General features: G+C 67.5%; 17 protein-coding genes. 7 read left to right on the top strand and 10 right to left on the bottom strand.

The features are described 5' to 3' along the window. Positions 1-81: 81 nt before the first annotated feature. Positions 82-771: a UPF0149 family protein gene (locus P0M04_RS32645; RefSeq protein WP_259452032.1), complete on the bottom strand. Its 690-nt coding sequence runs from the start codon at positions 769-771 to the stop codon at positions 82-84. A 77-nt stretch (positions 772-848) separates the two neighbouring features. Here P0M04_RS32645 and P0M04_RS32640 point away from each other — a divergent pair, with 77 nt between their 5' ends. Together P0M04_RS32640 and P0M04_RS32635 are read left to right on the top strand one after the other, a co-directional pair. Next, a complete protein-coding gene (locus tag P0M04_RS32640) occupies positions 849-1,829 on the top strand; it encodes a serine/threonine protein kinase (RefSeq protein WP_259452033.1) in 981 nt (326 codons plus the stop codon). A gap of 112 nt (positions 1,830-1,941) precedes the next feature. After that, positions 1,942-4,470 carry a coiled-coil domain-containing protein gene (locus tag P0M04_RS32635; protein ID WP_259452034.1) on the top strand — a complete coding sequence of 843 codons (2,529 nt, stop codon included), beginning with the start codon at positions 1,942-1,944 and terminating at the stop codon, positions 4,468-4,470. A 138-nt stretch (positions 4,471-4,608) separates the two neighbouring features. Here P0M04_RS32635 and P0M04_RS32630 read toward each other — a convergent pair whose 3' ends face one another. The 4 genes from P0M04_RS32630 to P0M04_RS32615 form a co-directional block, all read right to left on the bottom strand. Further along, positions 4,609-6,057 (bottom strand): tryptophan halogenase family protein, encoded by a 1,449-nt coding sequence (locus tag P0M04_RS32630; RefSeq protein ID WP_281042236.1) that lies wholly within the window; start codon positions 6,055-6,057, stop codon positions 4,609-4,611. 167 nt (positions 6,058-6,224) lie between these two features. Beyond that, positions 6,225-6,629, bottom strand: a complete 405-nt coding sequence (locus tag P0M04_RS32625) for a DUF8785 domain-containing protein (RefSeq protein WP_259452036.1) — start codon at positions 6,627-6,629, stop codon at positions 6,225-6,227. 84 nt (positions 6,630-6,713) lie between these two features. After that, positions 6,714-7,289 (bottom strand): TerD family protein, encoded by a 576-nt coding sequence (locus P0M04_RS32620; protein ID WP_259452037.1) that lies wholly within the window; start codon positions 7,287-7,289, stop codon positions 6,714-6,716. A 31-nt stretch (positions 7,290-7,320) separates the two neighbouring features. Next, complete coding sequence (locus tag P0M04_RS32615; RefSeq protein WP_259452038.1) at positions 7,321-8,361, bottom strand: DUF475 domain-containing protein; 1,041 nt, start codon at positions 8,359-8,361, stop codon at positions 7,321-7,323. Between the two features lie 183 nt (positions 8,362-8,544). On the opposite strand from P0M04_RS32615, the gene P0M04_RS32610 reads away from it, so the two are divergent. The 3 genes from P0M04_RS32610 to P0M04_RS32600 all read left to right on the top strand — a co-directional run bounded on the left by P0M04_RS32610 (position 8,545) and on the right by P0M04_RS32600 (position 13,625). Next, positions 8,545-8,964, top strand: a complete 420-nt coding sequence (locus tag P0M04_RS32610; protein ID WP_259452039.1) for a divergent PAP2 family protein — start codon at positions 8,545-8,547, stop codon at positions 8,962-8,964. 257 nt (positions 8,965-9,221) lie between these two features. Then, the gene (locus P0M04_RS32605) at positions 9,222-10,409 is read left to right on the top strand and encodes an efflux RND transporter periplasmic adaptor subunit (protein ID WP_259452040.1); all 1,188 of its coding nucleotides are present in this window, start codon (positions 9,222-9,224) and stop codon (positions 10,407-10,409) included. Positions 10,410-10,424: 15 nt separating this feature from the next. Further along, positions 10,425-13,625, top strand: coding sequence for an efflux RND transporter permease subunit (locus P0M04_RS32600; protein ID WP_259452041.1), 3,201 nt, complete (start codon positions 10,425-10,427; stop codon positions 13,623-13,625). A 161-nt stretch (positions 13,626-13,786) separates the two neighbouring features. On the opposite strand, the gene P0M04_RS32595 is transcribed toward P0M04_RS32600, so the two are convergent. The 4 genes from P0M04_RS32595 to P0M04_RS32580 all read right to left on the bottom strand — a co-directional run bounded on the left by P0M04_RS32595 (position 13,787) and on the right by P0M04_RS32580 (position 17,815). Further along, complete coding sequence (locus tag P0M04_RS32595) at positions 13,787-14,236, bottom strand: hypothetical protein (RefSeq protein WP_259452042.1); 450 nt, start codon at positions 14,234-14,236, stop codon at positions 13,787-13,789. A 300-nt stretch (positions 14,237-14,536) separates the two neighbouring features. Further along, on the bottom strand, positions 14,537-15,505 hold the full coding sequence (locus tag P0M04_RS32590) for an NAD(P)H-hydrate dehydratase (protein WP_259452043.1): 969 nt from the start codon (positions 15,503-15,505) through the stop codon (positions 14,537-14,539). 12 nt (positions 15,506-15,517) lie between these two features. Next, the gene (locus P0M04_RS32585) at positions 15,518-16,282 is read right to left on the bottom strand and encodes a histidine phosphatase family protein (RefSeq protein ID WP_259452137.1); all 765 of its coding nucleotides are present in this window, start codon (positions 16,280-16,282) and stop codon (positions 15,518-15,520) included. A 132-nt stretch (positions 16,283-16,414) separates the two neighbouring features. Beyond that, positions 16,415-17,815, bottom strand: coding sequence for an L-cystine transporter (locus P0M04_RS32580; protein WP_259452044.1), 1,401 nt, complete (start codon positions 17,813-17,815; stop codon positions 16,415-16,417). A 163-nt stretch (positions 17,816-17,978) separates the two neighbouring features. Between P0M04_RS32580 and P0M04_RS32575 the strand changes: the two genes are divergently transcribed. Both P0M04_RS32575 and pbpC read left to right on the top strand, forming a co-directional pair. Continuing rightward, entirely contained in the window at positions 17,979-23,702 is a 5,724-nt protein-coding gene (locus P0M04_RS32575) for an alpha-2-macroglobulin family protein (protein ID WP_259452045.1), read from the top strand. Beyond that, a complete protein-coding gene (gene pbpC / locus P0M04_RS32570) occupies positions 23,702-25,852 on the top strand; it encodes a penicillin-binding protein 1C (protein ID WP_259452046.1) in 2,151 nt (716 codons plus the stop codon). Before P0M04_RS32575 ends, pbpC begins: the two co-directional genes overlap by 1 nt. Here pbpC and P0M04_RS32565 read toward each other — a convergent pair. Continuing rightward, positions 25,762-26,772: a 5'-nucleotidase gene (locus tag P0M04_RS32565; RefSeq protein ID WP_259452047.1), complete on the bottom strand. Its 1,011-nt coding sequence runs from the start codon at positions 26,770-26,772 to the stop codon at positions 25,762-25,764. The genes pbpC and P0M04_RS32565 overlap by 91 nt on opposite strands. Positions 26,773-26,796: the final 24 nt, after the last annotated feature.

The following is a 26,796-nucleotide window of genomic DNA, read 5'->3' as shown; positions in this document are numbered from 1 at the left end:
CGAAAGCGGGAACCCATACTGAGCGTCTGTGATCGGCTCAGCATGGCTCCCCGCTTTCGCGGGGATGACGTTTCGGGTTGATCAGTCCTGATTGGCCCCGCAGCACTTCTTGTATTTCTTGCCGCTACCGCACGGGCAATCGTCGTTGCGGCCCACTTTAGGCTCCTCGCGGCGCACCGTCTCGACGGCGGCCTTGCGGCGCGGCAGCCAGAAGCGGTGGATGCCGGGCAGGTTGGCCTCGATCTCCAGCGCCAGCTTGTGCGCCTTCTTCGGGTCCTCGACTTCCGCCAGCTCGCTTTCCTCGATTTCGTCGGCGCCCAGCAGGTAGATCGGGCGCATCAGCGGGGCCGCTTCCGAATCCCAGATCTCTGCCCATGAGCCGGGATGCAGTTCCATGCCTTCCCAGAAACCCCAGCACCACGCCTCGGCGTCGATCAGCGTCTCGCCATTGATGTCGTGCTCGACGTACAGCGGCTCGAATTCCTTCGGCGCGACCTCGAAGGTGACGAGCACCTCGTTCATGAAGCGCATGATCAGGTTGACGATGCGTTCTTCTTCCTTCGGGTTCTTCCACTTGGGCACGGCGCCTTCCTCGCCCCACACGCGCGGCAGCCATTCGGCCGGCATGATGGTTTCCAGACCGATCGCGATGGCGGTCAGGTAGCCGTGCAGCGTGTCCATCGTCATCGCGTCGTCGGAGCAGCGATCGGACAGGAGGAAGTTGTCGAGGTCGTCGAATTCTTTTTCGGAGAGGGGCTGGTCGAGTTGCATTGTTGCGATTTCCTTGCGTTGAAGGCGTCAGTGTAACGCTTCCGCCCCCTCACCGGCGAAAACCTTACAATGGCGGAATGGATAACCACCCCTTTTCCCGCCTCGATCCCGCGATGGTGCTGGACGCCGTCGACAGCGTCGGCCTGCGTGGCGACGGCCGCCTGCTTGCGCTGAACAGCTACGAAAACCGCGTGTACCGCGTCGGCCGCGAAGAAGGCCCGCCCGTCGTCGTCAAGTTCTACCGGCCCGGCCGCTGGAGCGACGCCGCCATCCTCGAAGAGCATGCGTTCGTGCAGGAGCTGGCCGACCAGGAAGTGCCCGTGGTGCCGGCAGACGTCCTCGAGGGCCGTTCCCTGCACGAGCACGGCGGCTTCCGCTTCGCCGTGTTTCCCAGCCGCGGCGGCCGCGCGCCCGAGCTGTCCGACCCGTCCACGCTGGAATGGATCGGCCGCTTCATCGGCCGCATCCACGCGGTGGGCGCCGTGAAGCCGTTCGCGCAGCGCCCCCGGCTCGACCTGGACACCTTCGGCAGGGAGCCGCGCGCCTGGCTGATCGGCCACGGCTTCATCCCGCCGGAATTGCTGACGGCCTACACGAGCGTGCTGGACCAGGCCCTGGACGGCGTCGCGCGCTGCTACGACCGCGCCGGCGACTTGTCGCTGCTGCGCCTGCACGGCGACTGCCACGCGGGCAACGTGCTGTGGACGGGCGACGGTCCGCACTTCGTCGACTTCGACGACAGCCGCATGGGTCCGGCCGTGCAGGACCTGTGGATGCTGCTGTCGGGCGAGCGCCACGAGATGGTGGGCCAGCTGGCCGACGTGCTGGCCGGCTACGAGGACTTCTGCGACTTCGATCCGCGCCAGCTGTATCTCGTCGAGGCGCTGCGCACCTTGCGGCTGATCCACTATTCGGCGTGGCTGGCGATGCGCTGGGACGATCCGGCATTCCCCGCGGCATTTCCCTGGTTTAATACCCAGCGTTACTGGCAGGACCGCATCCTCGAATTGCGCGAGCAGGTGGCGCTGATGGATGAGCCACCTTTGTTCCCCGTCTAACGCTGAAATTGACGTAGTTTTACGATTCAGCTTGGCGTGACACGAAACAGAACCATGTCGCATAATTGGAGAGCGGACCCGACCGGGCCCGCATTGAACTGACGAGCCATCCATGACCGACGCCGACCGCACCGATCCATCCGCACAGAAAGACGACGCCGATTTCACGATCGACCTGATGCCCGCCGCGCAAGACCACGCGGCGCCGCAGGTCGAGCCGCAGCGCGAACATCTGGAACAGCGCGCGATCAAGGAAGGCATCGCGCGCGTGGAGGCGGAGGCGAAGGCCGCGGTGGCGGCCGAGAACCGCGCCCACGCGGAAGCGCGTGCGCGCAGCCTGGCCGAGGAACGCGCGGCCATCGACGCCGAAGCGGCCGCCGCGGCCCTTGCGAACGCGCAGGCGTCGGAAGAGGCGATCGAGGCGAACCGCGACCGTATCGAGACCCTGCGCGCCGCCGCCAAGGCCGCCGCCGAGCGCCTGGAAGCGATCCGCCAGGAGACGGCGGGATTGCGCGCCCGCGTCGAATCCGACACGCAGATCCGCATCGCGGCCGAAGCCCGCGCCCGCGCCGAGGAAGACGCTCGCAAGCGCGCGACGGAACAGGCGCGCATCGACACCGAGATCGCCGCCCGCGCCCAGCGCGACGCCGACGATCTCGCCATCCACGCCGAGCAGGCGCGCCTGCAGGCGGCCGAGCGCGTGGCGGCCGTGCATGCGGCGCGCGAGGAAGTCCACCACAGCGCCAGCGCCGATGCCCGCGTGGCGATCCTCGCGCGCGAGCGCGAACGGGCCGAGCGCGCGGCGCGCCAGACGGCGGAAAAGCTGGCGCAGGCCGAAGCCGAAGCGCTGGAACTGGCGCAGCAGCGCGAACGGGCCGACCAGGTGGCGCTCGCCTCCGCGTTCGCGCGCGCGTCCGCGGAGGCGCGCGCGCTCGAGGAAGCCCGCGCCCTCGCGCATATCGAACAGGAACGGGAAGCCATCGCGCTGGCCCAGGTGGAATCGGAGCGGACGGCCGCGCAATCGCTGCGCATGCGCCTGCAGACGGAAAAGGAATTGCGCGACGCGTCCATCCACCGCGAACGCCTGGAGCAGATGGCGGCCGACGCGGCTGCCGCCCGGCGCGAAGCCGAGGCCCGCATCCTGGCCGCGACGGAAGCCCGCATCGAAGCTGACCGCAAGCTGCGCGACGTGGCCCTGGCGCGCGCCGCGGCGGAAGAGGAGGAGTCCCAGCAAAGCCAGGCCCGCCTGGACGCCGAACGCGTCGCGACCGAACAGGCGCGCCTGCGGATGGAGGCCGACCGCGTGGCGCAGGAAGCGGCGCAGCGCGATCTGGAAACCCAGCAGCGCGAGCGCCGGCTGGCCGAGGAGCGCGCGGCCTTGACCGAAGCGGCAGCCGCCGCACGCGCCGCGCAGAACGCGGCGCTTGAGGCCGAACTGGCAGCGCAAGCGGAGCAGGTCGAACACGAACGCGAAGCGGCGCGGCTGGCGGAGGAACGCGCCGCGCAGGCACAAGCGCTGGCGGAGGCCGAGCAGGCGCGCGTGCAGGCGGAGCAGGAGGCGCTGGCGCGCCAGCAGGCCCGCATCGAGGCGGAACGCGCACTGGCCGCCGCGGCCGAAGCGCGCGCTGCCGCAGAGCAGGAGCAAACGATTCAATTGGCCGAACGGCTCGAAGCCCAGCAGCGCGAGATCGCCGCGCTGCGCGCAGAAACGGAAGCGCGCTTCGCCGCGGCCGAGCAGGAGCACGCCACGCGGCTGCAGGCCCAGCGCGATGCGCTCGCCGCCCAGCAGGCGGAATTCGATGCACGCCGCGTCGCCGCCGAGCAGGAACACGCGGCGCTGCTGGCTGCGCAGGCCGAGAGCGAGCAGCGCGCCGCCGCCGAGCGCCAGGCCGCGATCGACGCCCAGCGCGCGATCACGGAACAGGCGGCGCGTCAGGCCGACCACGAGCAGGCGATCGCCGACGCCCAGCGCGCGCAGGCGGCACGCGCGGCCGAACTGGCGCAGGCGCAGGCCGACCGCGCGGCGCACGAACGCCGCCAGCAGGCGTTGACGGAAGAATTGCTGGCGGCCGAGCGCGCGGGTGCCGATGCCGCGCACGATGCCCTGGTGCTGCTGGAGCAGAAGCTGTCGTCGCAACAGCAGCAGACGGCCGCCGACGTGCGCGCCAACGAAGCGGCGGCGGCCCGCATGGCGTCCGAGCGCGCCGCGGTGGCAGCTTCGGAGGCCCGCGCCGCCGCCGAAGCGGAGCGCGCGCAGCTGGCGAAGATGCGCGAGGCGGCCGAGCAGGCCGCGGCGCAGGCCGCGATCGACAAGCGCGATGCCCAGCGCGCGTTGCTGGCGAACGCCCAGCTGGCGGCCGAGATGCAGCGCAAGACGGCGCTCGCCACGCAGGAAATGGCGGACGCAAAAAAACGTCTCGTGGAGCTGGAATCCGTGCGCCAGGAAGAGCAGGTGGCGGAACTGGCCGCGCTGCGCGAACAGATCGAGGCGCGCCAGGCCGAGGCGAAGCAGCGCGCCGAATCGGAAGACCTCGCGCGCGAGGTGCTGGGGCGGTTCGCGCAGCAGCCCTCTAAAGTGCAGGCGGCGATGCGGCTCGCGGATGCGGTGGCCAAGCAGCGGGCCGACCGCGATCACGACTAACCCGAATACGTCGTTCCCGCGAAAGCGGGAACCCATGCTGAGCTTCCGAAAGTCGGGCTACGGCTTGCGCCATGGCGCTTCCCGCGTACGGAATTCTGCGACGCTGTATGGATTCCCGCGTGCGCGGGAATGACGGTACTAACCGGCTTTCGCGTTCTTCTCCAGATACGCGCTGTGTGACGGCATCTTCGCCACCGTCTGCACGATGAGGTCGCGCAGTCCGGCGAAGTGCCCGTGCAGCTGGCGCATGTCGACATCGTCCACGAACGGATCATAGCGCTTCGGCTCGACGCCCAGGCCGACCAGCATCGACACGAACGACGGTAGCAGAAAACTGTCACGGTCGAGGATCGCGACGCGGCCCGTCTCGCGGAACAGCTCGATCTGGTGCGCGAGCGAATCGGGGATGGTCATGTTCGCGCAATAGCGCCAGAACTCGGTGTCGTCGCGCTTCGTCAGCTTGTAGTGCATGACGATGAAGTCGCGGATCGACTCGTAGCGGCTGCCGATGATCCGGTTGAATTCATCCGCGAGCTCGGGACGGAAGTCGCGGTCCGGAAACTGTTCGATCAGCGTGCCGACGGCCGTTTCGATCAGGCTGATGCTGGTCGATTCCAGCGGCTCGACGAAGCCGGCCGACAATCCGATCGCCACGACGTTCTTGACCCACGATTTCTTGCGCTTGCCGGTGACGAAACGCAGCTGGCGCGGCTCGTCCAGCGCGGCCCCGTCGAGGCCGTCGAGCAGGTCCTGGCGTGCCTTGTCGTCCGTCGTGAACGCATCGCTGTACACGTGGCCGTTGCCGGTGCGGTGCTGCAGCGGGATGCGCCACAGCCAGCCCGCCCCCTTGGCCGTCGAACGGGTATAGGGCGTCAGCGGTTCGACGCGCGCGCACGGGACGGCGAGGGCGCTGTTGCAGGGCAGGTGCTCGCTCCAGTCGTCGTAGCCGGCCTTCAGCGCGCCTTCGATCAGCAGGCCGCGGAAGCCCGAGCAGTCGATGAACAGGTCGCCGTCGAGCGTGCGGCCGTCGGCCAGGCGCACGGCCGTGACGAAGCCGGTTTCCGGATGCTGGTCGACGCTGGTGATCGTGCCTTCGACGCGCTTGGCGCCGCGCGCCATCGCGTAATCGCGCAGGAAGGCGGCGTACAGGCCGGCGTCGAAGTGGTAACCGAACGAATAGGCGTCCGTGACGCCCGGCTGCGCGTCGCTCGGCATCGCGAATTTGTTCTCGCGCGCCATGATCGACGCCGTCGACCAGTTTTCCAGGGCCGGCATGTGGTCGAACGACCGCGCGAGGCGCAGCCAGTAATGGTGCGCCTGGATGCCGTTGACGGGCGGACCAAAGTCGCCGAAACCGTGGAAGAAGCGGTTGCCGACGTGACCCCAATCCTTGAATTCGATGCCGAGCTTGAAGCTGGCCTGGGTCTTTTTGATGAAGTCCGCGTGGTCCAGCTGGAGGGCCGCGTTATAGAAGCGGATCGTCGGCAAGGTCGCTTCGCCGACGCCGATCGTGCCGATGTCCGGCGATTCCACCAGTACGATCTCGCAGCGCTTGCCCATGCGCTGGGCCAGTGGTGCCGCGGCCATCCAGCCGGCGGTGCCGCCCCCACGATGACGATTTTGCGGATGGGGTTTTGTTGCATGTCGTCTCCTGTTGTATTACTTGTTCAGGAGAGTGTAGGGCAGGGCTGTGCAGTCGGCAACACAAATGTTTGCGTATAACATTTGTTTAACAAAGAAGACGCAACAGCGCGTCACATATTGCTGGGCGCTACCGGATTCGACCCGCCGACGACGGCCTTGTCGACGAAGTACTCCGTCTCGCCGAAGCACGAGGTCGGGATGCCGACGTGCTGCGAATAGGTCAGTTGCACGCGCTGCCCCATGGCGGCCTGCAGCTGGCGCACGACGTTCTCGTCGCGCACGGTGAAGTTGAAGCGCTCGGGAATGGCACCGGGCATGCTCGACAGCAGGATCTCGCCTTCCCACGTCTTGCACAGCCAGCCCTTGCGCGACAGTTTCTGCAGGTAGCCGGCCCGTTCGCCTTCCGAATACGACCAGTTCAGCACGATCCACGTGTACAGGGCGAACATCGCCACGGCGGCGATGACGACGGAGGCGAGGATGGCGATGGCGCGGCGCGGCAGGGTCTTGGGCATGGTCGTGTGCGAGATTAAGGTCACGGGGCGTGACGAAGCGCGCCCATTCTGACATGGGCGCCCGGATTGTCAATTAGGCTAGTCTTAGACCTGTACCCCGAACGAGCGGGCGAGGGGCCCGAGGCCGCCGTTGTAGCCCTGGCCCACGGCGCGGAATTTCCACTCGCTGCCGTAGCGGTACAGTTCGCCGAAGATCATCGCCGTCTCCGTCGAGCTGTCTTCCGACAGGTCGTAGCGGGCGATCTCGCGCTCGCCGTCCGCGTTCAGGCAGCGGATGAAGGCGCGCGCGACCTGGCCGAAGCTCTGGCGGCGCTGGTCGGCCTCGTGGATCGTGACGGCGAACGCGATCTTTTCGACCTCCGGCGGCACGCGCGTGAGGTCGACCATGAGGCGCTCGTCGTCGCCTTCGCCCTGGCCCGTGCGGTTGTCGCCCGTGTGCTTGACGGAACCGTCGCTGGACTGCAGGTTGTTGTAGAAGATGAAGTCGGCATCGCCGCGCACCTTGCCGTCGCCGCGCAGCAGGAAGGCGCTGCCGTCGAGGTCGAAGGTAGCACCGTCGGTCGCGCGCGGGTCCCAGCCGAGGCCGATGATGACCTTTTTCAGGTTCGGATCTTCCTTGGACAGGTTGACGTTGCCGCCTTTCTGCAAACTGATCGCCATCTTGCTTCCTTTCTGATGATATGACTACGGTTCAGGTCGCCGACTCGAGTTGCTCGCGCTTCTTGTAGCGGATCGACGACCACAGCGATACCAGGATGAAGGCCACGCCGGACAGGCCGGTGAACCATTCGGGAATCTCATACTCGACGCTGGCGAACATGATCAGGGCCAGGATGCCGATCGCGTAGTGCGCGCCGTGCTCGAGGAAGACAAATTCTTCCAGCGTGCCCTTGTGCACGAGGAACACGGTCAGCGACCGCACGAACATGGCGCCGATGGCCAGGCCGAGCATGATCACCACGACGTCGTTGGTGATCGCGAACGCCCCGATGACGCCGTCGAAGCTGAACGACGCGTCCAGCACTTCCAGGTACATGAAGCCGCCGATACTGCCTTGCGAGATCAGCTTGCCGACCGCCGGATCGGATTCTTCTTCCTCCAGCAGCCCGCTGAACCAGTCGACACCTACGTAGATCAGCACGCCGACGACGCCCGCGATGAGCGTGGACAGCTTGCGGTCCTGCGGCACGAGGCTCATGCAGCCGAACACGGCGAGCAGGGTGAGCAGGACGGCGAGGCCTTCCGAGCCGTACTTGCCGACCTTTTCTTCGATCCAGCCCAGCCAATGGAGTTCCTTTTCCTCGTCGAACAGGAAGTTGAGGAAGACCAGCAGCAGGAACGCGCCGCCGAACGCGGCCACTTCGGCATGGCGCGACGTCAGGTTGCGCGCGTACTCGTCCGGATTGTTGACGGCCATGTGCCAGACGTCGATCAGGCCCAGGCCCGTCGCCACCGACACGATGAGGAGGGGAAACAACAGGCGCATGCCGAATACGGCGACGATGATGCCGACCGTGAGGAACAGCTTTTGCCAGAACGCGTTCCAGTTGCGCAGGACGGAGGCGTTGACGACGGCGTTGTCGAACGACAGCGAGATCTCGAGCACGCCCAGCACGGCCGCGATCCACAGCGCTTGCAGGAGGCCGGCGGTGCCACCGTGGGAAAAGCCCCACCAGCCGGCCAGCGCCAGCAGGACGGCGGTGACCACGAACGACAACCTGAAATGTTGCATGCACTACTCCTGTGACTCAATAATTATCTTCGCATTGTCTGAATGACCACACGGCGCATATTAACCCGTTTCCCACTTTGGCGGGCGCATCGATCGTCGAGGCATGAATTGCTCACGTGACATTGCATCTGCCATAATGCCGCCCGGCGTCATGCCTCCCGTTTTCCCTTGAATGGATTTCACATGGATGTCTCTTATCTGGTCACCCCGGTGCTGACCTGGCTCGTGGTCGGCCCGATCAAATTCCTCATCAACAGTGCGCGCCAGCGGCGCTGGGCGTTCAACCTGGTCGGAAACGGCGGTTTTCCCAGCAACCACAGCGCCACCGTCACCAGCATGGCGACCCTGATCGCGCTGCGCGAGGGCATCGCCCACCCGGCATTCGGCGTAGCCGTCACCCTATGCTTCATCGTGATGATCGACGCCAACAGCCTGCGCCAGCACGTGGGCCGCCAGGCTGCCGCCATCAACCGCCTGGCCGAAGGCAAGGCCGGCCACATGACCCTGCGCGAGCGGATGGGCCATACGCTCGTCGAGATCGGCGGGGGCATCGTGACCGGGATCCTGATGGGGAACCTGGTCTATCGCCTGTTCTCCCACTAAGCACTAAGTATTGTCGAGTACGGGGTTGACGCAAACGTCAATCCCGGACGTCCGCCCGGCGTCCGCCTGTCCGTTTTGTCGTGCAATTCAACCTCGGCCAAACGCATTTCATCCCGCCTATCTGCAGTTCATCCCACCAAAACCGCGCTTTGCCGAAACGTCAATTGACGGTCATGACGGCCTAATCGATACTGCGCGCTGGCCTTTTATATTCTTATTTTTACAGGTAACGAGTCCATCCTCGGGGGAACCAAGAAATGCTGCGCAAAACTATAATCTTCCTTGCCATTGCTTCCGCACTCAGTGCGTGCGGCAAACACGACAAGGACCCTGCCAAGCCCGACGCGGCCCACGCGCAGGCGGATGCCAAGCAGAAGGATGGCAAGGCCGTCCAGCTGCTCGTCGCCCCCGAGGATGTGCTGACCGTGCAAAGCAGTGCGCTCGCGAACGGTCCGGTGATCACGGGCTCGATCCAGCCGGAACGCAAGGCCGACCTGCGCGCGGAAGTCTCCGCCATCGTGCTGCAGGTCCTGAAAGAGAACGGCGACCCGGTCAAGAAGGGTGACGTGCTGGTCAAACTGGACGAGACGTCGATCCGCGACAGCCTGATGTCGGCCCAGGAAGCCCAGCGCGCCGCCTCCCAGGCCCTGGACCAGTCCAACCGCGCCCTCGAGCGCCTGAAGACGCTGCGCGCGTCCGGCATGACGTCCGCCCAGGCGCTGGACGATGCGGAAGTGCGCCGCAACAGTGCCCAGAGCGAACTGTCCGCCGCCAGGGCGCGCCTCGTGGCCGCCCAGCAGCAGGTGACCCGCACCGTCGTGCGCGCGCCGTTCGACGGCATCGTCTCCGACCGTAAAGTTTCTCCCGGCGACACGGCCGCCATCGGCAAGGAATTGCTGAAAGTGATCGATCCGACGAGCATGCGCTTCGAAGGCCGCGTATCGGCCGACAAGATCGCCGCCGTCAAGGTTGGCCAGCCCGTCTTCTTCCGCGTCAACGGTTACGGCGAGCAAAAGTTCACCGGCATCGTCAAGCGCATCGACCCGAGCGCGAACGACATCACCCGCCAGGTCGAGGTGCTCGTCGGCTTCAGCAACGAGGCCCGCCCGCGCGTGGCCGGCCTGTATGCCGAAGGCCGCATCGACGCCGAACTGTCCGATGCGATCACGCTGCCGGAATCCGCGATGGTCAAGGCCGGCGACAAGACGTACGCCTGGAAAGTGAAGGGCGGCCAGCTGGCGAAGATCGACCTGACGGTGGGCACGCGCGATCCGCGCACCGGCAATTTCGAAATCAAGAACGGCCTGACGTCCGGCGACACCGTGCTGCGCCATCCGGGTTCGACCCTGAAGGACGGGCAGAAGGTGGAAATGGCGGCCGCGTCGCGCGTCGCCAGCGCCGCCGGTGCCGCCAGTGCCGCCAACAACGCGGCCCAGGGTAAATAAGCGGGATTAACCACCATGTTCCTGTCCAATTTCAGTGTCAAGAAGCCCATCGCCACACTCGTGCTAATCATCGGCATGATGTGCATGGGCCTGCTCGCGCTCAAGCATCTGCGCGTGAACCAGAACCCGGACGTCGAGATTCCGATCATCGTCGTCACGATCCCGTATCCGGGTGCGTCGCCGGAGACGTCCGAACGCGAACTCATCCAGCGCCTCGAGAAGCCGATGCAGGCCATCACGGGCGTGACCGAAGTGAATGCGTACGCCAACGAGGGCAGCGCGACGATCGTGCTGCGCTTCGACTTCAAGCGCAACCTGATCGAGGCGTCGGACGACGTCCGCAACGCCATCGCGGCCGTGCGCTACAAGCTGCCGATCGAGATGCGCGAGCCCGTGCTGCGCCGCGTCGACCCGTCCGCCCAGCCGATCATGAACCTGGCCCTGTCGTCGAGCTCGCAGACCCATGCCGAGATCTCGCGCCTGGCCGAGGACCAGCTGGCCGACCGCTTCCGCGCGGTCGACGGCGTGGCCAACGTGCAGGTGAACGGTTCGCTGCGCCGTGAGTTGTCCGTGCTGCTCCATTCGGAAAAACTGCGCGAGTACAACGTCTCCGTCAGCGACGTGACGAACGCGCTGTCGCGCCAGAACACGAACGCGCCGGTGGGCAAGGTGCGCAGCGAGCTGGACGAGAAGGGTATCCGCCTCGTCGGCCGCATCGAGCGTCCGGAAGACTTCTCGCAGGTCGTCGTCAAGCGCAACGGCGACACCGTCGTGCGCCTGAACCAGGTGGCCGACATCAGGGACGGTTTCGCGGACATCGACAGCGCGTCGATGCGCAGCGGCAAGCCGAACGTCGGTATCCAGATCATCCGCTCGCGCGAAGCATCGACCGTCGCCATCGCCAAGAAGGTGCGTGCGGAAATCGAGCAGATCCGCAAGGAACTGCCGGCCGGCACCAAGCTGGACATTTCGTACGACGGCGGCGAGGACGCCCAGGACAGCCTGAACAACGTCATCGAATCGCTCGTGTTCGGCGCCGTGCTGACCATCTTCGTCGTGTACGCGTTCCTGAATTCCTGGCGTTCCACCCTGATTACCGCGCTGGCGCTGCCGACGTCCGTGCTGGCCGCGTTCATCGCCGTCTGGCTGTGCGGCTTCACCCTGAACTTCATGACCTTGCTGGGGCTGTCGCTGGCCATCGGCGTGCTGATCGACGATGCGATCGTCGTGCGGGAAAACATCGTCCGGCACATGGAAAACGGTTCCGACCGCCGCACGGCCGCCCTCGAGGGTACCGCCGAGATCGGCATGGCCGTCGCGTCGACGACGTTCTCGATCATGGCCGTGTTCATTCCCGTCGCCTTCATGCCGGGCATCTCGGGCGAATGGTTCCGTCCGTTCGCGCTGACCGTGGCCTGCTCCGTGATCGTGTCGCTGTTCATCTCGTTCACGCTCGACCCGATGCTGTCGGCCTACTGGGGCGACCCGCCGGGCCACCACCATGCACCCAAGAAGGGCATCGAGAAATATCTCGCGCGCTTCAACACCTGGTTCGACCACCAGGCCAACCGCTACGGTCACGTGATCGCCTGGGCGTTGCACCACCGCCGCTGGATGGCCATCATCGCCGTCCTCAGCCTCGTCGCGGCGCTGGGCCTGCAAGGCAAGTTCGGCGGCACGTCGTTCCTGCCGAAGCAGGACAGCGGCCAGCTGCTGATCGAAGTGCGCACGCCGGCGTCGTCGTCGGTGGGCTATGCCCGCATGAAGATGGAAGAAGCGGCCGCACTGGCGCGCTCGATGTCCGAGACGAAGGACACGAACGCGTCGATCAACTCGGGCGGCGGCCGCATCTACGTCGACATCGGCAAGCGTGGCGAACGCAAGCGCAGCGCTTCCGAGATCGCCGTCGAGCTGCGCGAGAAGATCGCCCGCCTCGTCGGTGCCGAATACACGGTCACGGACGACCTGAACGGCAACGGCAAGCCCGTGCAGATCGAGTTCACCGGCCCGGATTCGCGCAAGCTGATGGACCTGACCAATGCCTACATGGAGAAACTGCGGCAAGTGCCGGGCGCCGTGGACGTCACGCTGTCGCAGCAGGATCCGAAGGACGAGCTGCAGATCGAGCTGGACCGCGGCCTGTCGAACATGATGGGCATCTCGGTCGGCGACGCCGCCACCGCGCTGCGCGTCGCGTTCGCCGGTATCGAGGTCGGCGACTGGGTCGACCCGACGGGCGAGACCCGCGACGTGGCCGTCCGCCTGGCGCCGGAAGACCGCGTGGGCCTGGAGAATATCGAGCGCCTGCCGATCGCCGTTACCGGCAGCAACATGATGGTGCCGCTGGACCAGATCGCGAAGATCACGATGGGCAAGGGCCCGTCCGCGATCGAGCACAAGGACGGCAAGCGCGTCGTGCGCGTGTCGGCCAATGCCCAGGGCCGCTCGAACGGCGAGGTCATGGACGATGCGCTGAAGCTGGCGAAATCGATGGACTTCCCGCCTGGCTACGGTCTGGCGCTGGGTGGCCAGAGCAAGGACCAGCAGGAAGTGTTTACGCAGATGACGATCGCGCTGGTGTCCGGTATCGGCCTCATGTACCTGATCCTGGTGATGCAGTTCGGCTCGTTCACGGCACCGCTGAGCGTGATGCTGTCGCTGCCGCTGTCGCTGATCGGCGTCGTCGTCGCGCTGCTGCTCACGAACGGGACGCTGAACCTGATGAGCTTCATCGGCATCATCATGCTGATGGGCCTCGTGGCGAAGAACGCGATCCTGCTGCTGGACGCCGCCCGTACCCGCGAAGCGGAAGGCATGGACCGCGAAGAGGCGCTGATGGCCGCCGGCCGCGCCCGCCTGCGTCCGATCCTGATGACGACGTTCGCGCTGATCGCCGGCATGCTGCCGGTGGCGCTGGCCCTGGGCGACTCGGGCGAGTTCTACCAGCCGCTGGCCATCGCGATCATCGGCGGTACGATCACGTCGACGTTCCTGACGCTGCTGGTCGTCCCGACCTTCTACGACAGCATCGAGATCGCCCGCGACCGCATGGTGGCCAAGTTCGGCCGCCGCGCAAAGCGCTTCACCGCGGTACCAGCATTCGTGATGACCTTCGTCGAAGCGATCCTCACGCTGGTGCTTGTACGCTTCGTGTTCCGCATGATCGTGAAGGCAGGGCGCTTCGCCACCCGCCGCGGCCGTCCGGCGACGGCGTAACGGTGTCGTGCCGGCCGCGGCCGGCACGCAATGACAAGGGCCTGCAAGCGCAGGCCCTTTTCTTTATGCCGAGCCGGCATGCACTAGGGCCGCGTCCGCCGCGCCCAGTGCATGCCGGTGCAAAGGGCCGTTCCCGACCCTTTGCCGATGCGCCACGGCGATCAGCGGCCGGAAGTGCCGGTGCCCGAGGTGCCGGTGCCGGAGGTGCCCGACGTGTCGCTGCCGGTCGTGCCCGAGGTACCCGACGTGCCCGACGAGCCGCTGCCGCCGGTCGTGCCGGTTGCGCCGGTGCCCGTGGTGCCGGTTGCGCCCGTGCCGGTGCTGCCGGTGCCCGTTGCGCCCGTGCCGGTGTCGCCGGTGGTGCCCGTCGCGCCGGTGGTGCCGCCCATGGTGCCGGTGGTGCCGGTTGCGCCGGTGCCGGTGGTGTCGCCGGTCGTGCCCGTGCCGGTGGCGCCGGTCGTGCCGCTGGTGCCCGTGGCGCTGCTCGGCGCGGTGGCCGACGTGTCGCCGGTGCCGGTCGTGCTGGTGGTGTCATTCTTCTTGCAAGCGGCCAGGCTGGCCATCAGGGCTGCAGCAAACAGAATCTTCGATGCGTTGTTAAGAGCTTTCATTTGTATTACTCCTCGTTCACGTCTATCGTTTACCGCCGTCTCCCGGTGAGGCAATGGAAGTGGGGCGGGGCTTGGGTTCCCGATGGACCATGCGGCCCAAACGCGAACCATCAGGGAACCGACGCAATACGCGGCCCCGTTGGCGTACGAATCCGACTGTCTGCATTTGACCGGCATCGTGCCGGCCGGTTCGTCGGATTGCACGTCTTCTGCTTTGGGGAAACCGAAGTTTCCCTCGATCCTCAGTGCCGTCTGCAACATCGACACGTGCGGATTAGATAAGAGCCGAACCATCATCGTTCAACCCTCGATCCCCCGGCGAGTGCCGGATGGCCGTGACGCCGCGTCGGCGCTGTCGCCGGCGGCCTGTTCGAGCAGGGCGGGAATCACATCGCACAATTCCCGCGCCAGGTAACCCAGTCTGCCGAAGCGTTCGGCAAGGCGCTCGCCCGCGCGCGCGTGCAGCGCGACGCCCCAGGCGGCGGCCTGCGCGAGCCCGGCGCCACGCGCCGCGAGCCCCGCGATGATGCCGGCCAGCACGTCGCCCGAGCCCGACGTGGCGAGCCCGACGTTGCCGCCTTCGTGCTGCCACCGCTCGCCGCCCGGGGCCGCGATCACGGTGCGCGCGCCCTTGAGCGCAACGACGGCATTCCACTCCTGCGCGGCCTCGACCGCATGGCGGTCCGGCGCCACGCCGATCTCCTCTTTCGCGATGCCCGTCAGGTGCGCCATCTCGCCCGCATGCGGCGTCAACAGCACCGGCACGTTGAAGCGGAAGGGCGGGTTGCCTACGGGCGGATGCAGGACCGCGCCCATCGCCTCCGCGTCCAGCAACACGTTCGTGTCGGTGCCGTCGAGACGCGGCAACAGCGCGTGCACGAGGCGGGCCGTCGCGGCTTCGTCCTGCATGCCGGGTCCGATCAGGATGGCGCTGATCTTGTCGGCCAGCGGATCGAGCGCGGCCACGGCTTCGACCGTGAAGCCGCCGGCGTCGTTTTCCGCCAGCCCCAGCACGCGCGATTCCGGAATAGCGAGCGCTACCAATTGGGCCACGCTGCGGCCGGTGGCGATGGTCAGCTTCCCGGCGCCGGCGCGCAGCGCAGCCGTCGCGGCCAGGATCACGGCACCCGGCATCTCGCGCGAGCCGCCGAGGACGAGCACATGGCCGCGGTCTTCCTTGTCGGCATCGTTCGAGGGCATGGGCAGCGGCCAGGCGCGGAGCAGGCTCGTATCGACGTCGCGCGGGCGGGCGTTGGTTTGCAGCGTCATGGGAAAGGGACCTCAGGCCTTGGCCGCGGTGGGTTGATCTTTGGCGACCGTCACCGGCGTGCCGGTGGCTTCGAGCGGGGCGACGAAATTGACCAGGCGGACGGTCAGCTTGCCGCGCTTGCCCAGCGTGGGATCGAAGGCGTAGGAGGTGACGGAGCAGTTCGGCACATCGCCGGCGCGGTCCTGCTCAAGGATCGTCGCTTCGTCCATTCGCTCGATCAGGTAGCGGAAGCAGTTGACGATGACCTGGTGCGCGACGATCAGCACGCGCTCGCGCGGGTACTCGCGCGTGATCGTGTCGAGGACGCTGCGCAGGCGCAGGATCACGTCGCACCAGCTCTCGCCGCCCGGCGGACGGAAATAGAACTTGCCGACATGGTGGCGTTGCTCATGCAGCTCAGGATATTTCTCGGCGATGCCGCGCACCGTCAGCCGGTCGAGGATGCCGAACTCCTTTTCGCGCAGCCGCTCATCGGCATGGACGGCCAGCAACTCGTCGCGGTTCAGGCGCTGCATCAGGATGTTGGCCGTCTCGGCCGCGCGCACGTACGGCGAGTGCAGCACGACGTTCGGCTGGCTCTCGGGCGGCAACGCGGCGAACCAGCCTGACAGGGCCTGCGACTGGCGCACGCCCAGCTCGGACAGGGGCACGTCCACGTCGCGCTCGGCAATGTCGATGAGCAGGCCCGACGCGGCTTCGGCGGCATCGCGCGCGACATTGCCGGCGCTTTGCCCGTGCCTGACGAGCCAGATTTCCTGTGGCCACTTCTGCTCCATCATCCGACCGTTTGTGATTTTGACATGACGCGATCATAGACGGATTCGGCGGGATTTCCGCGCACGATTCCGGACGAAAATGTGTGCCGAAACGACGTGTAGGCGCGGTCTTACGTGGACAGTAGAAGGCGATTACGCGACCTGTTCCTCGCTGTCGAGGTTGACGTCAGCGTCGCTGTCGAACACGGTCATGTCGGTCTGGCCGAGCACGCGGCTGGCGAACGTGCCGGCCGTGATGGAACCGCTGACGTTGAGTGCGGTACGGCCCATGTCGATCAGCGGCTCGATGGAAATCAGCAGGCCCGCGAGCGCGACAGGCAGGTTCAGCGCCGACAGCACGATGAGGGCGGCGAACGTGGCGCCGCCTCCCACGCCGGCCACGCCGACGGAACCGATGGTGACGATGCCGACGAGCGGCAGCAGGAAGCTGCTCGTGAACGGATCGATGCCGACGGTGGGCGCGATCATGACGGCCAGCATCGCCGGATAGATGCCGGCGCAGCCGTTCTGGCCCATCATCGAGCCGAACGACGCGGCGAAGTTGGCGATGCCTTCCGGCGTGCCGAGGCGCGCGGTCTGCGTCTGCACGCTCATCGGGATGGAGCCGGCCGACGTGCGCGACGTGAACGCGAACGCGAGCACGGGGAAGATCTTTTTCACGTAGCGGCCCGGGTTCAGGCCCACGGCCGCAATGATCAGCAGGTGTACGCCGAACATCAGGATCAGCGCGCTGTACGACGCCATCACGAAGCCGATCAGCTTCAGGATGTCCTGCACGCTGGAGCTCGCGAGCACCTGCGTGATCAGGGCGAACACGCCGAACGGCGTCAGGCGCAGCACGAGCGTCACCATGCGCATCACGATCACATGGGCGACGTGGACGAACTCGCTGAACTTTTCGAACACGTCCGGCTTCTTCGCGGCGATGCCCGTGGCAGACACGCCGATGAAGATCGAGAACAGGACGACGGCAATCGTCGACGTCTTGCGCGCGCCCGTCATGTCGAGGAAGGGATTCTCGGGAATGAACGACAGGATCATGGTCGGCAGCGACACGTCCTGCGCCGTCGCCAGTTTGCCTTCCAAATAGTGGCCGCGCGCGACTTCGGCCGCGCTCGACGTCAGGCCGACGGCGGACAGGCCGTACAGCTTGGCCATCAGGATGCCGATCATTGCCGCGATGGCCGTCGTGACCATCAGCGTCCCGATCGTCAGCGCACTGATCTTGCCGAGCGACGAGGCGTCGCGCAGCTTGAGGATGGCCTGGATGATCGACACCATGATCAACGGCATGATGATCATTTGAAGCAGTTTGACGTAACCCGTACCGACGATGTCGAGATAGGCATTCGTCTGCGCGATGACGGGCGAACCGTTGCCGTAGAACGCCTGGAATGCGGCGCCGAGGACGATGCCCAGGCCCAGGCCCGTGAAGACACGCTTCGTGAAGGACAGGTGGCGTTGCTGCATCACGTACAGCAGCGCGCAGGCGGCAAGGGCGACGGCCAGGTTCAGGATCAGGGGGAGACTCATGGTCTTATATGCGCACAGGAAATATAAGAACCGCATTTTATATCCAATGATGCAGGTTTGCATGACGGCCATACTGTGTTGCAAATTGTTAAACGTTGTTGACACTGCAAGCCGAGTTTGCAACACTCAGCCGTCGTCCGTCCGCCATCTCCCGGGAGAAAACATGGCCGCCCTGCGTCGCCTGCTGTGCTTCGTCTTGTTGTGCTGCTGGTCGGGCGCGTGGGCGCAGACCACCGTGTCCGGTTTTTCGCCCGAGGGGCAGGTGCGGAGAGTGCGCCAGGTTGTCGCGCGCTTTGCGCAGCCGATGGTGCCGTTCGGCGACCTGCGCGCGGACACCCCGTTCGACGTGGCGTGTCCGGTGCCGGGCAGCGGCCACTGGGTCGATGCGCAGACGTGGAGCTACGACTTCGAACGCGACCTGCCGGGTGCCACGAGCTGCCGCTTTACGCTCAAGCCCGGCGTGCGCGACCTGGCCGGCCAGCCGCTGGCGGGACAGCTGGCGTTCAACGTCGCCACGGGCGGCCCGGCCGTGCTGGAATCGCTGCCGCACGAAGGCGCGTCCGGCATCGACGAGAAACAGGCGTTCGTGCTCGCGCTGTCCGCGCCCGCATCGAACGACAGCATCCTGAAACAGGCCTGGTGCCGCGCGGACGGCGCCAGCGACAAGATCGGCGTGACCCTGCTGACCGGCGAACAGCGCGAACAGGTGCTGCGCACGGACCGCTGGTTCGTCCGGCAGGTCGTTGCAGAGGACAATGGCAAGGAAGAGGCCGGACCGTACACGGACGCGCGGCTGCGCGCCGACGAGAAAGCGGGCCGCCTGGCCCGCATCGTCGTGCTGCAATGCCGCCGCACGTTGCCGTCGAACGCGGAAGTGGCCCTCGTCTGGGGCGCCGGCGTGGCCGCGCCGAACGGCATCGCGACGGCCGAGGACCAAACGTTGTCCTTCAAGACGCGCGCCGATTTCACGGCCCGCTTCAACTGCGAGAAGGTGAACACGCGGTCCCAGTGCATTCCGTTCCAGCCCATGCGCGTGGACTTCAGCGCGCCCGTGCGCGCGGCCGACGCGGCGAAGATCTACCTGGAAGGACCGGGCGGCAAGCGCTGGCCGGGGCGCGTCGAGAAGGAAGGCGCGCAGACGCCGGAGTTCGTGGGCCAGGTCAGCATGCCCGGGCCGTTCCCGGAACAGTCGAAGTTCACGTTGCACCTGCCGGCGGACCTGCGCGACGATGCGGGCCGGTCCCTCGTCAACGCGGGCCGCTTCCCGCTCGCCGTGCGCACGGGCGAGCAGCCGCCGCTCGTCAAGTTCGCGGCGCCGTTCGGCATCATCGAGGCGAACGGCGACCGCCTGCTGCCCGTCACCGTGCGCAACGTGGAGGCGCAGCTGGCGGGCCGCATGCACACGAACGGCGTCGCCATGCGCCTCGACGCCAGCCGCACGGCCGACGTGCTCACGTGGCTGCGCAAGGTCGCGGGTCCGCACGGCGGCCTGAATCCGAGCCAGCCGGACGGCGACCAGTTGAAAGTGTCGATCTTCAAGGGCGCGAAGCCGGACGCGCTGCAGCGCTTCACGCTGCCTAAACCGCTCGGGCGGCGCGCATTCGAAGTGATCGGCATCCCGCTGCGCCAGCCCGGCTTCTACGCCGTCGAACTGGAAAGCCCGCGCCTGGGCGCAGCGCTGAATGCAAAGGGACGTACGGCCTACGTGCGCAGCGCGGCCCTCGTCACCAACCTGGCCGCGCACTTCAAGCTGGGCGCGCAGTCGTCGCTCGTGTGGGTGACGTCGCTCGACAAGGGCCAGCCCGTCGCGGGCGCACGCGTGGAAGTGCGCGACTGCGGCGCGCGGCTGCTGTGGAGCGGCACGAGCGACGCCGCCGGCATCGCGCGCATCCGCCAGGCGCTGCCGCACGCCCGTTGCAAGGAGGGCGATATCTACGTCGTGACGGCCGCGCGCGGCGACGACTTCACGTTCACCTTGTCGGACTGGCAGCAGGGCATCGAGGCGTGGCGCTTCAACCTGCCGACGGGCAGCCGCGACGAGGACACCCGCATCGTCGCCACCGTGTTCGACCGGACCCTGCTGCGCGCCGGCGAGACCGTCCACATGAAGCATTACCTGCGCCGCCGCACGCAGCAGGGGTTTGCCTTCGTGCGCGCGAAGGATCCGGCGCCGAAAGAAGTACGCGACTGGCGCGCCCAGGAACTCGGCACGGACAAGACGGCGCTGCCCGCACGCGGCTTCCTCGTCCACCAGGGCAGCGGCGAGAAGGTCGAGTTTTCCCTGCGCTGGGATGCGAACGGCAGCGCCGAGGGCGAGTGGGCGATTCCCACGGAAGCGAAACTCGGCGTGTACGACGTGCTGATCGGCGGCCAGGTGGCGGGCGATTTCCGTGTCGAGCAATTCCGCGTGCCGACGATGAAGGCGCAACTGGCGGGGCCGAAGCAGCCCGCCGTGGCGCCGCAGGCCGTCACGCTCGATGCGCAGGTGAGTTATCTGTCGGGCGGCCCGGCGGGCCTCGCGCCCGTGAAACTGCGCAGCGTCGTACAGGACACCGGCGTGCAGTTCGCCGACTACGACGAGTTTGCGCTCGGTGCGGGCGACGTGCGCGAAGGCGTCGTCGACCAGGATGGCGGAGGCGAAGAGGACGAGGCCGAGTCCGAAGGCGCGCCTGGCCAGGAAGTCGCGCGCACGCAGGGCCTGCAGCTCGACCGCGCCGGTGGCGCGCGCATCGTCGTCGACAAGCTGCCGGCGATCGAGCGTCCGAAAAGCCTGCTGGCCGAATTGTCGTACCAGGATGCGAACGGCGAGACGCTCACGGTGTCCACCCGTGTGCCGCTGTGGCCGTCCGCGTACGTCGTCGGCATCAAGCCCGATGGCTGGCTGCTGCGCCGCGACGCGCTGAAATTCCAGGCCGTCGTGCTGGACGTCGCCGGCAAGCCCGTGGCGAACGTGCCGGTGGCGGTGGATCTGCTCAAGCGCGTGACGTATTCGCACCGGCGTCGTCTCGTCGGCGGCTTTTACGCCTATGAGTACAGCGCCGAGATCAAACGAATCGGCGAAGCGTGCAGCGGCACGACGGATGCGCGCGGGCTGCTCATGTGCGACGTGAAGGCGCCCGTCGACGGCGACCTCATTCTGCGGGCGCGTGCGCACGATACGCAACAGCGCGTGGCGGCGACGCACCGCGAAGTCTATGTGGCGGGCGATGAAGAGCAGTGGTTCGCGAACGCGGACCACGACCGCATCGACCTGCTGCCGGCGCAGAAACGCTACGAGCCAGGGGACCAGGCGCGCTTCCAGGTGCGCAGCCCGTTCCGCCGCTCGACGGTACTCGTGACCGTCGAGCGCGAAGGCATCCTCGATACCTACGTGCGGCACCTGTCGGGCCGCGACCAGACGATTTCGATCCCCGTGAAGGCGAGCTACGCGCCGAACGTGTTCGTCTCGGCCCTCGTCGTGCGCGGACGCGTGGCGGGCGTGCAGCCGACGGCGCTCGTCGACCTCGGCAAGCCCGCGTACAAGCTTGGCATCGCGCCGGTCCGCGTGGGCTGGAAGGGACATGAACTGAAGGTCGATGTCGCGGCGGACAAGCCCGTGTACAAGGTGCGCGAGCGTGCGCAGGTGACCATCCGCGTGCGCGACCCGGACGGCACGCGGCCGGCGGCCGGCACGGAAGTCGCCGTGGCCGCCGTCGATGCCGGCCTGCTGGAGCTGATGCCCAACACGAGCTGGAACCTGCTCGAGACGATGATGCACGAGCGCAGCCTGCAGGTGGAGACGTCGACGGCGCAAATGCAGGTCGTCGGCAAGCGCCACTTCGGCCGCAAGGCGTTCCCGCACGGCGGCGGTGGTGGCCGGGGCGCAGGGCGCGAACTGTTCGAGACGCTGCTGCTGTGGAAGGGCAAGGTCGTCCTCGATGCGAACGGCGAGGCGAGAGTGGACGTGCCGTTGAACGATTCGCTGACGTCGTTCCGCATCGTCGCCGTCGCGAGCAGCGGCGCGGGCCGGTTCGGCACGGGCGGCACGGATATCCGCACGTCGCAGGACCTGATGCTCGTCTCCGGCCTGCCGCCGCAGGTGCGCGAAGGCGACCGCCTGGGTGCCGGGTTCACGCTGCGCAATGCGTCCGACCGTCGGCTGGCCGTCCGCCTGGACGCCGGCGTGACGGCGGATGGCGGCAAGGCGCAGGCGCTGCCGCGCCAGGATATCGTGCTGGCGCCGGGCGAATCGCGCGAAGCGGGCTGGGATTACACGGTGCCCGCAGGGGCAACGACACTGCAATGGGACGTGGCGGCAGCAGGCGAGGGCGCGAGCGACCGCATGCGCGTCACGCAGCAGGTGAACGTCGCCGTGCCGGTGCGCACCCTGCAGGCGACGCTCGTGCAGATCGACGGCACGAAGACGATGCCCGTCGAGCGTCCGGCGGACGCGCTGCCGGGCCGCGGCGGCATCCGCACGACCCTGCAGGCGCGCCTCGGCAGCGACCTGCCCGGCGTGCGCGACTACATGGCGGCGTATCCGTACACGTGCTTCGAACAGCGCACGTCGCGTGCCGTGGCGCTGCAGGACGAGGCCATGTGGCAGAAGGTCGTCGCGACACTACCGTCACACCTGGACGGCGATGGCCTGGTGAAGTATTTCGCGCCGATGGAGCAGGGCAGCGACGTGCTGACGGCCTACGTGCTGTCCGTGACGCACGAAGCGGGCTATGCGATCCCCGACGAACTGCGGGGCCGCATGGAAGCGGGCCTCGCGGCGTTCGTGGAAGGGAAGATCGTGCGCGGCAGCGGCCGCGCGACGGGCGAACTGGCCGTGCGCAAGCTGGCCGCGCTGGAAGCGCTGTCGCGCGCCACGGAAGTGCAGCCGGCGCTGCTGGACTCGATCGAGGTCCAGCCGAATTTGTGGCCCACGTCCGCCGTCATCGACTGGTACCTGATCCTGAAACGCACACCGGCGCTGCCGCAGCGCGACCAGCGCCTGGCGCAGGCCGGCCAGATCCTGCGCGCGCGCCTGAACCTGCAGGGCACGACGATGGGCTTTTCAACGGAGCGCGCAGATGGCTGGTGGTGGCTCATGACGTCCGTCGACGTCAATGCCAACCGCCTGCTGCTGGCGACCCTGGACGATCCGGCGTGGAAGATCGACGCGGGCCGCCTCGCGCGCGGCACCCTCGGCCGCCAGCAGCACGGCCACTGGGACACGACGACGGCCAACGCGTGGGGTACCGTCGCGCTCAAGCGTTTCTCCGAGACGTACGAGCGCGAGCCCGTGACAGGTAGCGCGAACCTCGTCGTCACGGGCGCGGACGGAAAACCCGTCAGCTGGACCGGGACCGTGCCGGCGACCGTGCTGCAGGCGTGGCCGCAGGGCCGCGGGACGCTCACCATGCGCCAGCTGGGCAGCGGCAAACCGTGGGCGACCGTCCAGAGCCTGGCCGCCGTGCCCTTGAAAGCGCCGCTGTCGTCCGGCTACCGCATCGCGCGCACCGTCACGCCGGTCGAGCAGAAGGTCAAGGGCACGTGGTCGCGCGGAGACGTCTACCGCGTCCATCTCGACATCGACGCGCAGTCGGACATGACGTGGGTCGTCGTCGACGATCCGATTCCGGCCGGCGCCAGCGTGCTCGGGTCGGGCCTCGGGCGCGATTCGCAGATCGCCACCGCCGGCGAGCGCCGCACCGGCTGGACATGGCCTGCGTTCGAGGAGCGCCTGCACACCGGCTACCGCGCGTACTACGAATGGGTGCCGAAGGGCCGCTTCACAGTGGAGTACACGGTAAGGCTGAACAACGAGGGCCGCTTCGCGCTGCCGTCCACGCGCGTGGAAGCGATGTACGCGCCGGAGATGTTCGGCGAGGTGCCGAATGCGGGGATGACGGTGCAGTGATGAAGACCGTTTTTTGGGTTCTGCTCCTGTTGGCGTTGCCGGCACGTGCCGCGGTGCCGACGCCGCACGAGGTGAAAGCGGCCTGGCGCTCATCCGACACGACGCTGCTCGACCGCCACGGCGAGACCATCGCGACGGTACGCGTGGACATGACAGGCCGGCGTCTCGCCTGGGTGGCGCTGGACGACATCTCACCCGCGCTCGGCCGCGCCGTGCTGCAAGCCGAGGACCAGCGCTTCATGGAGCACGGTGGCATCGACTTCCAGGCCATCGGCAAGGCCGCGTGGGACAACCTGTTCAGCAGCGGCCAGCAGCGTACGCGGGGCGCGTCGACGATCACGATGCAGCTCGCGGGCCTGCTCGATCCGAAGCTGGCTCCCCGCTCGTCCGGTCGCACGTGGATGCGCAAATGGGACCAGGCGCTCGCGGCGCGCGAACTGGAGGCCGGGTGGACCAAGCGTCAGATCCTGGAGGCCTACCTGAACCTGGCCAGCTATCGCGGCGAGCTGCAGGGCATCGGCGCCGCCGCGCGCGGCCTGTTCGGCAAGGCGCCGTCCGGGCTGGATGCGGGCGAGGCCGCGATCCTCGCGAGCCTGCTGCGCGCGCCGACGGCGCCGCCGCGGACGGTCGCGAAGCGCGCCTGCACGCTCGCGCGCGAGCTCGATGCGCGCACGGATTGCGCGGCCATCGAATGGGAAGTCGATGCGGCGTTCGCGCGCACCGCGTCCGCGCCGGCATCCGCGCCGACGGGCGTGACGCCGCAACTGGTGCGGCGCCTGGGCGGCACGCCGGGCAGCGTGGTGCGCAGCACCCTTGACGCCGGCCTGCAGCGCTTCACGGTCGCCGCCCTGCGCCGCCACCTGGCCGAACTGGCCGAACGCAACGTGGGCGACGGCGCCGTGATCGTCATCGCCAATGCCAGCGGCGCCGTGCTGGCCTATGTCGCGAACGGCGGTACAGGCGAAGTGGACGGCGTAACGGCGCTGCGCCAGGCCGGGTCCACGCTGAAGCCGTTCTTGTATGAGCTGGCGCTGGAACGGGGCCAGCTCACGGCCGCGTCGCTGCTGGACGACACACCCGTCGACATCCCGACCGTCGGCGGCCTGTACGTGCCGCAGAACTACGACCACCAGTACCGCGACGCGGCGTCGGTGCGCACGAGCCTTGCCGGCTCGCTGAACGTTCCTGCGGTACGCACCCTCATGCTGGCCGGCCTGGAACGTTTTCACGAGCGCCTGCGCGCCCTCGGTATCACGAGCCTCACCGAGGCACCCGAGTTCTACGGCTGGTCGCTGGCGCTGGGCTCGGGCGACGTCAGCCTGCTGGAACTCGCGCATGCCTACCGCACCCTGGCGAACGGCGGCGTCCAGGACGGCAAGCGGCGCGTGCTCGATGCGCGCGCCAGCTTCATCGTGGCCGACATCCTGTCCGACCGCGCGGCTCGCAGCACGACGTTCGGCCTCTCCAACGAACTCGCCACCGGGTTCTGGAGCGCCGTCAAGACGGGCACCAGCAAGGACATGCGCGACAACTGGTGCGTGGGCTTTTCGGACCGCTACACGGTGGGCGTGTGGGTCGGGAATTTCGACGGCCGGTCGATGTGGGAAGTGTCCGGCGTGTCCGGTGCGGCACCCGTATGGCGTGACGTGATGGACTACCTGCACCGCGACCGCCCGAGCAGGCCGCCCGCCGCGCCGCCGGGCGTCGTGCGCCAGACGGTCCGCTTTGCGCCGGCCGTGGAGCCGGAGCGCAGCGAATGGTTCGTGCGCGGTACGGAAGTCGCGCTGGTCGAGATGCTGCCGCCGGCGAAGCGCGCACCGCGCATCGTGTATCCGGCCGCGGACAGTGTCATCGCACTCGACCCGGACATCCCGGCACCGCTGCAGCGCGTGAGCTTCCGCGCCTACGGCGGCGCGGGCCTGCGCTGGCAACTGGATGGCGCGGACGCCGGCCCGGCCGACCGGGGCGCCGCGTGGACGCCGCAGCCGGGCGAGCACGAACTGAAACTGGTGGGAGAGAGTGGCCGGGCGGTCGCCGCCGCCCGGTTCGAGGTACGAGGTCAGTTGGCCTCGACTTTTTCGACCAGCACAGGCGGATCGGCGGGCAGGTCGAGCGGTAACGGCGTGAACAGCGGCGAGTCCGAGCGGTAGGGCACGCGCCCGGACGGGACGTGGCGCGCGGCCGGATCCAGGTGCAGGTCCTGGTCGTCGAAGAACAGGTGCGCGCGGAACGCCTTGACGACCTTCGACTTCGGCACGCCGCCGAGGAAGAAGATCTCGTTCACGTACACACCCCAGTGGCGCAGCGTATTGATGACCCGCATCTCGGCCGGCGCACTGCGCGCCGTGACGATCGCGATGCGCACCGGCGACACGTCCGCGCCGAACGGCAGCCGTTCCTGCAGGCGCGCGAGCCGGCGCAACAGGATCGCATACGGGCCGTCCTTCATCGGTTCGTTCTGCTTCTCGTTTTCGATCGTGTGGAAGCGGTCCAGGCCCTCGGTCTTGTAGACCAATTCGCTGGAATCGTCGAACAGCACGGCATCGCCGTCGAAGGCGATGCGCACCTGGTCTTCCGGCGCCGCTTCGGCCGTGTGCGGCGGCGGCTTCAGGACCGCGGCGGCGCAGGCCTGTGCATCGATCACGCGCTGCGCGTCTTCGACATTCGTCGTCAGGAACAGGTCGACGGCGAAGGCGTCCAGGTAATCGACGACGGATTCGCCGCCGGTGAACGCATGGCGCGAAATCGGCAGGCCGCGCGACCGGATGTTGTTGAAGACACGCACGCCGGTCTCCGGGCTGTTGCGCGACATGACGACGACCTCGACGAGCGGCTTCGTCTCGGACGGCGCATAGCGGTTCAGCCCGAGCAGGGCGCGCACGAGCGCCATGCCGGTGCCGTCGCGCAGCGGCTCGTTCTCGCGCTCGAGCATGTAGGCGCGGTATTCCTCCAGCGCGCTTTGTGGATTCTTGACGTATCGGGCTTTATAGACGGCGTCGGCTTCCGCCAGGTCGAACAGGGCGGTGGCGGAGATGCCGACCACGAGGGTATCGGAAAGGTCGAGGGGCATGGCGGGCGGATTCCTTGGTTGCGG

Source organism: Telluria mixta (assembly GCF_029223865.1).
Lineage (GTDB): Bacteria > Pseudomonadota > Gammaproteobacteria > Burkholderiales > Burkholderiaceae_D > Telluria > Telluria mixta.
Note: the sequence above shows the minus strand (reverse complement) of the source record. Positions and strands in the feature narration are given on the sequence as shown.

Coding starts and splice junctions, on each gene's coding strand:
- P0M04_RS32645 (WP_259452032.1), bottom strand. CDS start 771: ATGCAACTCGACCAGCCCCTCTCCGAAAAAGAATTCGACGACCTCGAC.
- P0M04_RS32640 (WP_259452033.1), top strand. CDS start 849: ATGGATAACCACCCCTTTTCCCGCCTCGATCCCGCGATGGTGCTGGAC.
- P0M04_RS32635 (WP_259452034.1), top strand. CDS start 1,942: ATGACCGACGCCGACCGCACCGATCCATCCGCACAGAAAGACGACGCC.
- P0M04_RS32630 (WP_281042236.1), bottom strand. CDS start 6,057: ATGGCCGCGGCACCACTGGCCCAGCGCATGGGCAAGCGCTGCGAGATC.
- P0M04_RS32625 (WP_259452036.1), bottom strand. CDS start 6,629: ATGCCCAAGACCCTGCCGCGCCGCGCCATCGCCATCCTCGCCTCCGTC.
- P0M04_RS32620 (WP_259452037.1), bottom strand. CDS start 7,289: ATGGCGATCAGTTTGCAGAAAGGCGGCAACGTCAACCTGTCCAAGGAA.
- P0M04_RS32615 (WP_259452038.1), bottom strand. CDS start 8,361: ATGCAACATTTCAGGTTGTCGTTCGTGGTCACCGCCGTCCTGCTGGCG.
- P0M04_RS32610 (WP_259452039.1), top strand. CDS start 8,545: ATGGATGTCTCTTATCTGGTCACCCCGGTGCTGACCTGGCTCGTGGTC.
- P0M04_RS32605 (WP_259452040.1), top strand. CDS start 9,222: ATGCTGCGCAAAACTATAATCTTCCTTGCCATTGCTTCCGCACTCAGT.
- P0M04_RS32600 (WP_259452041.1), top strand. CDS start 10,425: ATGTTCCTGTCCAATTTCAGTGTCAAGAAGCCCATCGCCACACTCGTG.
- P0M04_RS32595 (WP_259452042.1), bottom strand. CDS start 14,236: ATGAAAGCTCTTAACAACGCATCGAAGATTCTGTTTGCTGCAGCCCTG.
- P0M04_RS32590 (WP_259452043.1), bottom strand. CDS start 15,505: ATGACGCTGCAAACCAACGCCCGCCCGCGCGACGTCGATACGAGCCTG.
- P0M04_RS32585 (WP_259452137.1), bottom strand. CDS start 16,282: ATGGAGCAGAAGTGGCCACAGGAAATCTGGCTCGTCAGGCACGGGCAA.
- P0M04_RS32580 (WP_259452044.1), bottom strand. CDS start 17,815: ATGAGTCTCCCCCTGATCCTGAACCTGGCCGTCGCCCTTGCCGCCTGC.
- P0M04_RS32575 (WP_259452045.1), top strand. CDS start 17,979: ATGGCCGCCCTGCGTCGCCTGCTGTGCTTCGTCTTGTTGTGCTGCTGG.
- pbpC (WP_259452046.1), top strand. CDS start 23,702: ATGAAGACCGTTTTTTGGGTTCTGCTCCTGTTGGCGTTGCCGGCACGT.
- P0M04_RS32565 (WP_259452047.1), bottom strand. CDS start 26,772: ATGCCCCTCGACCTTTCCGATACCCTCGTGGTCGGCATCTCCGCCACC.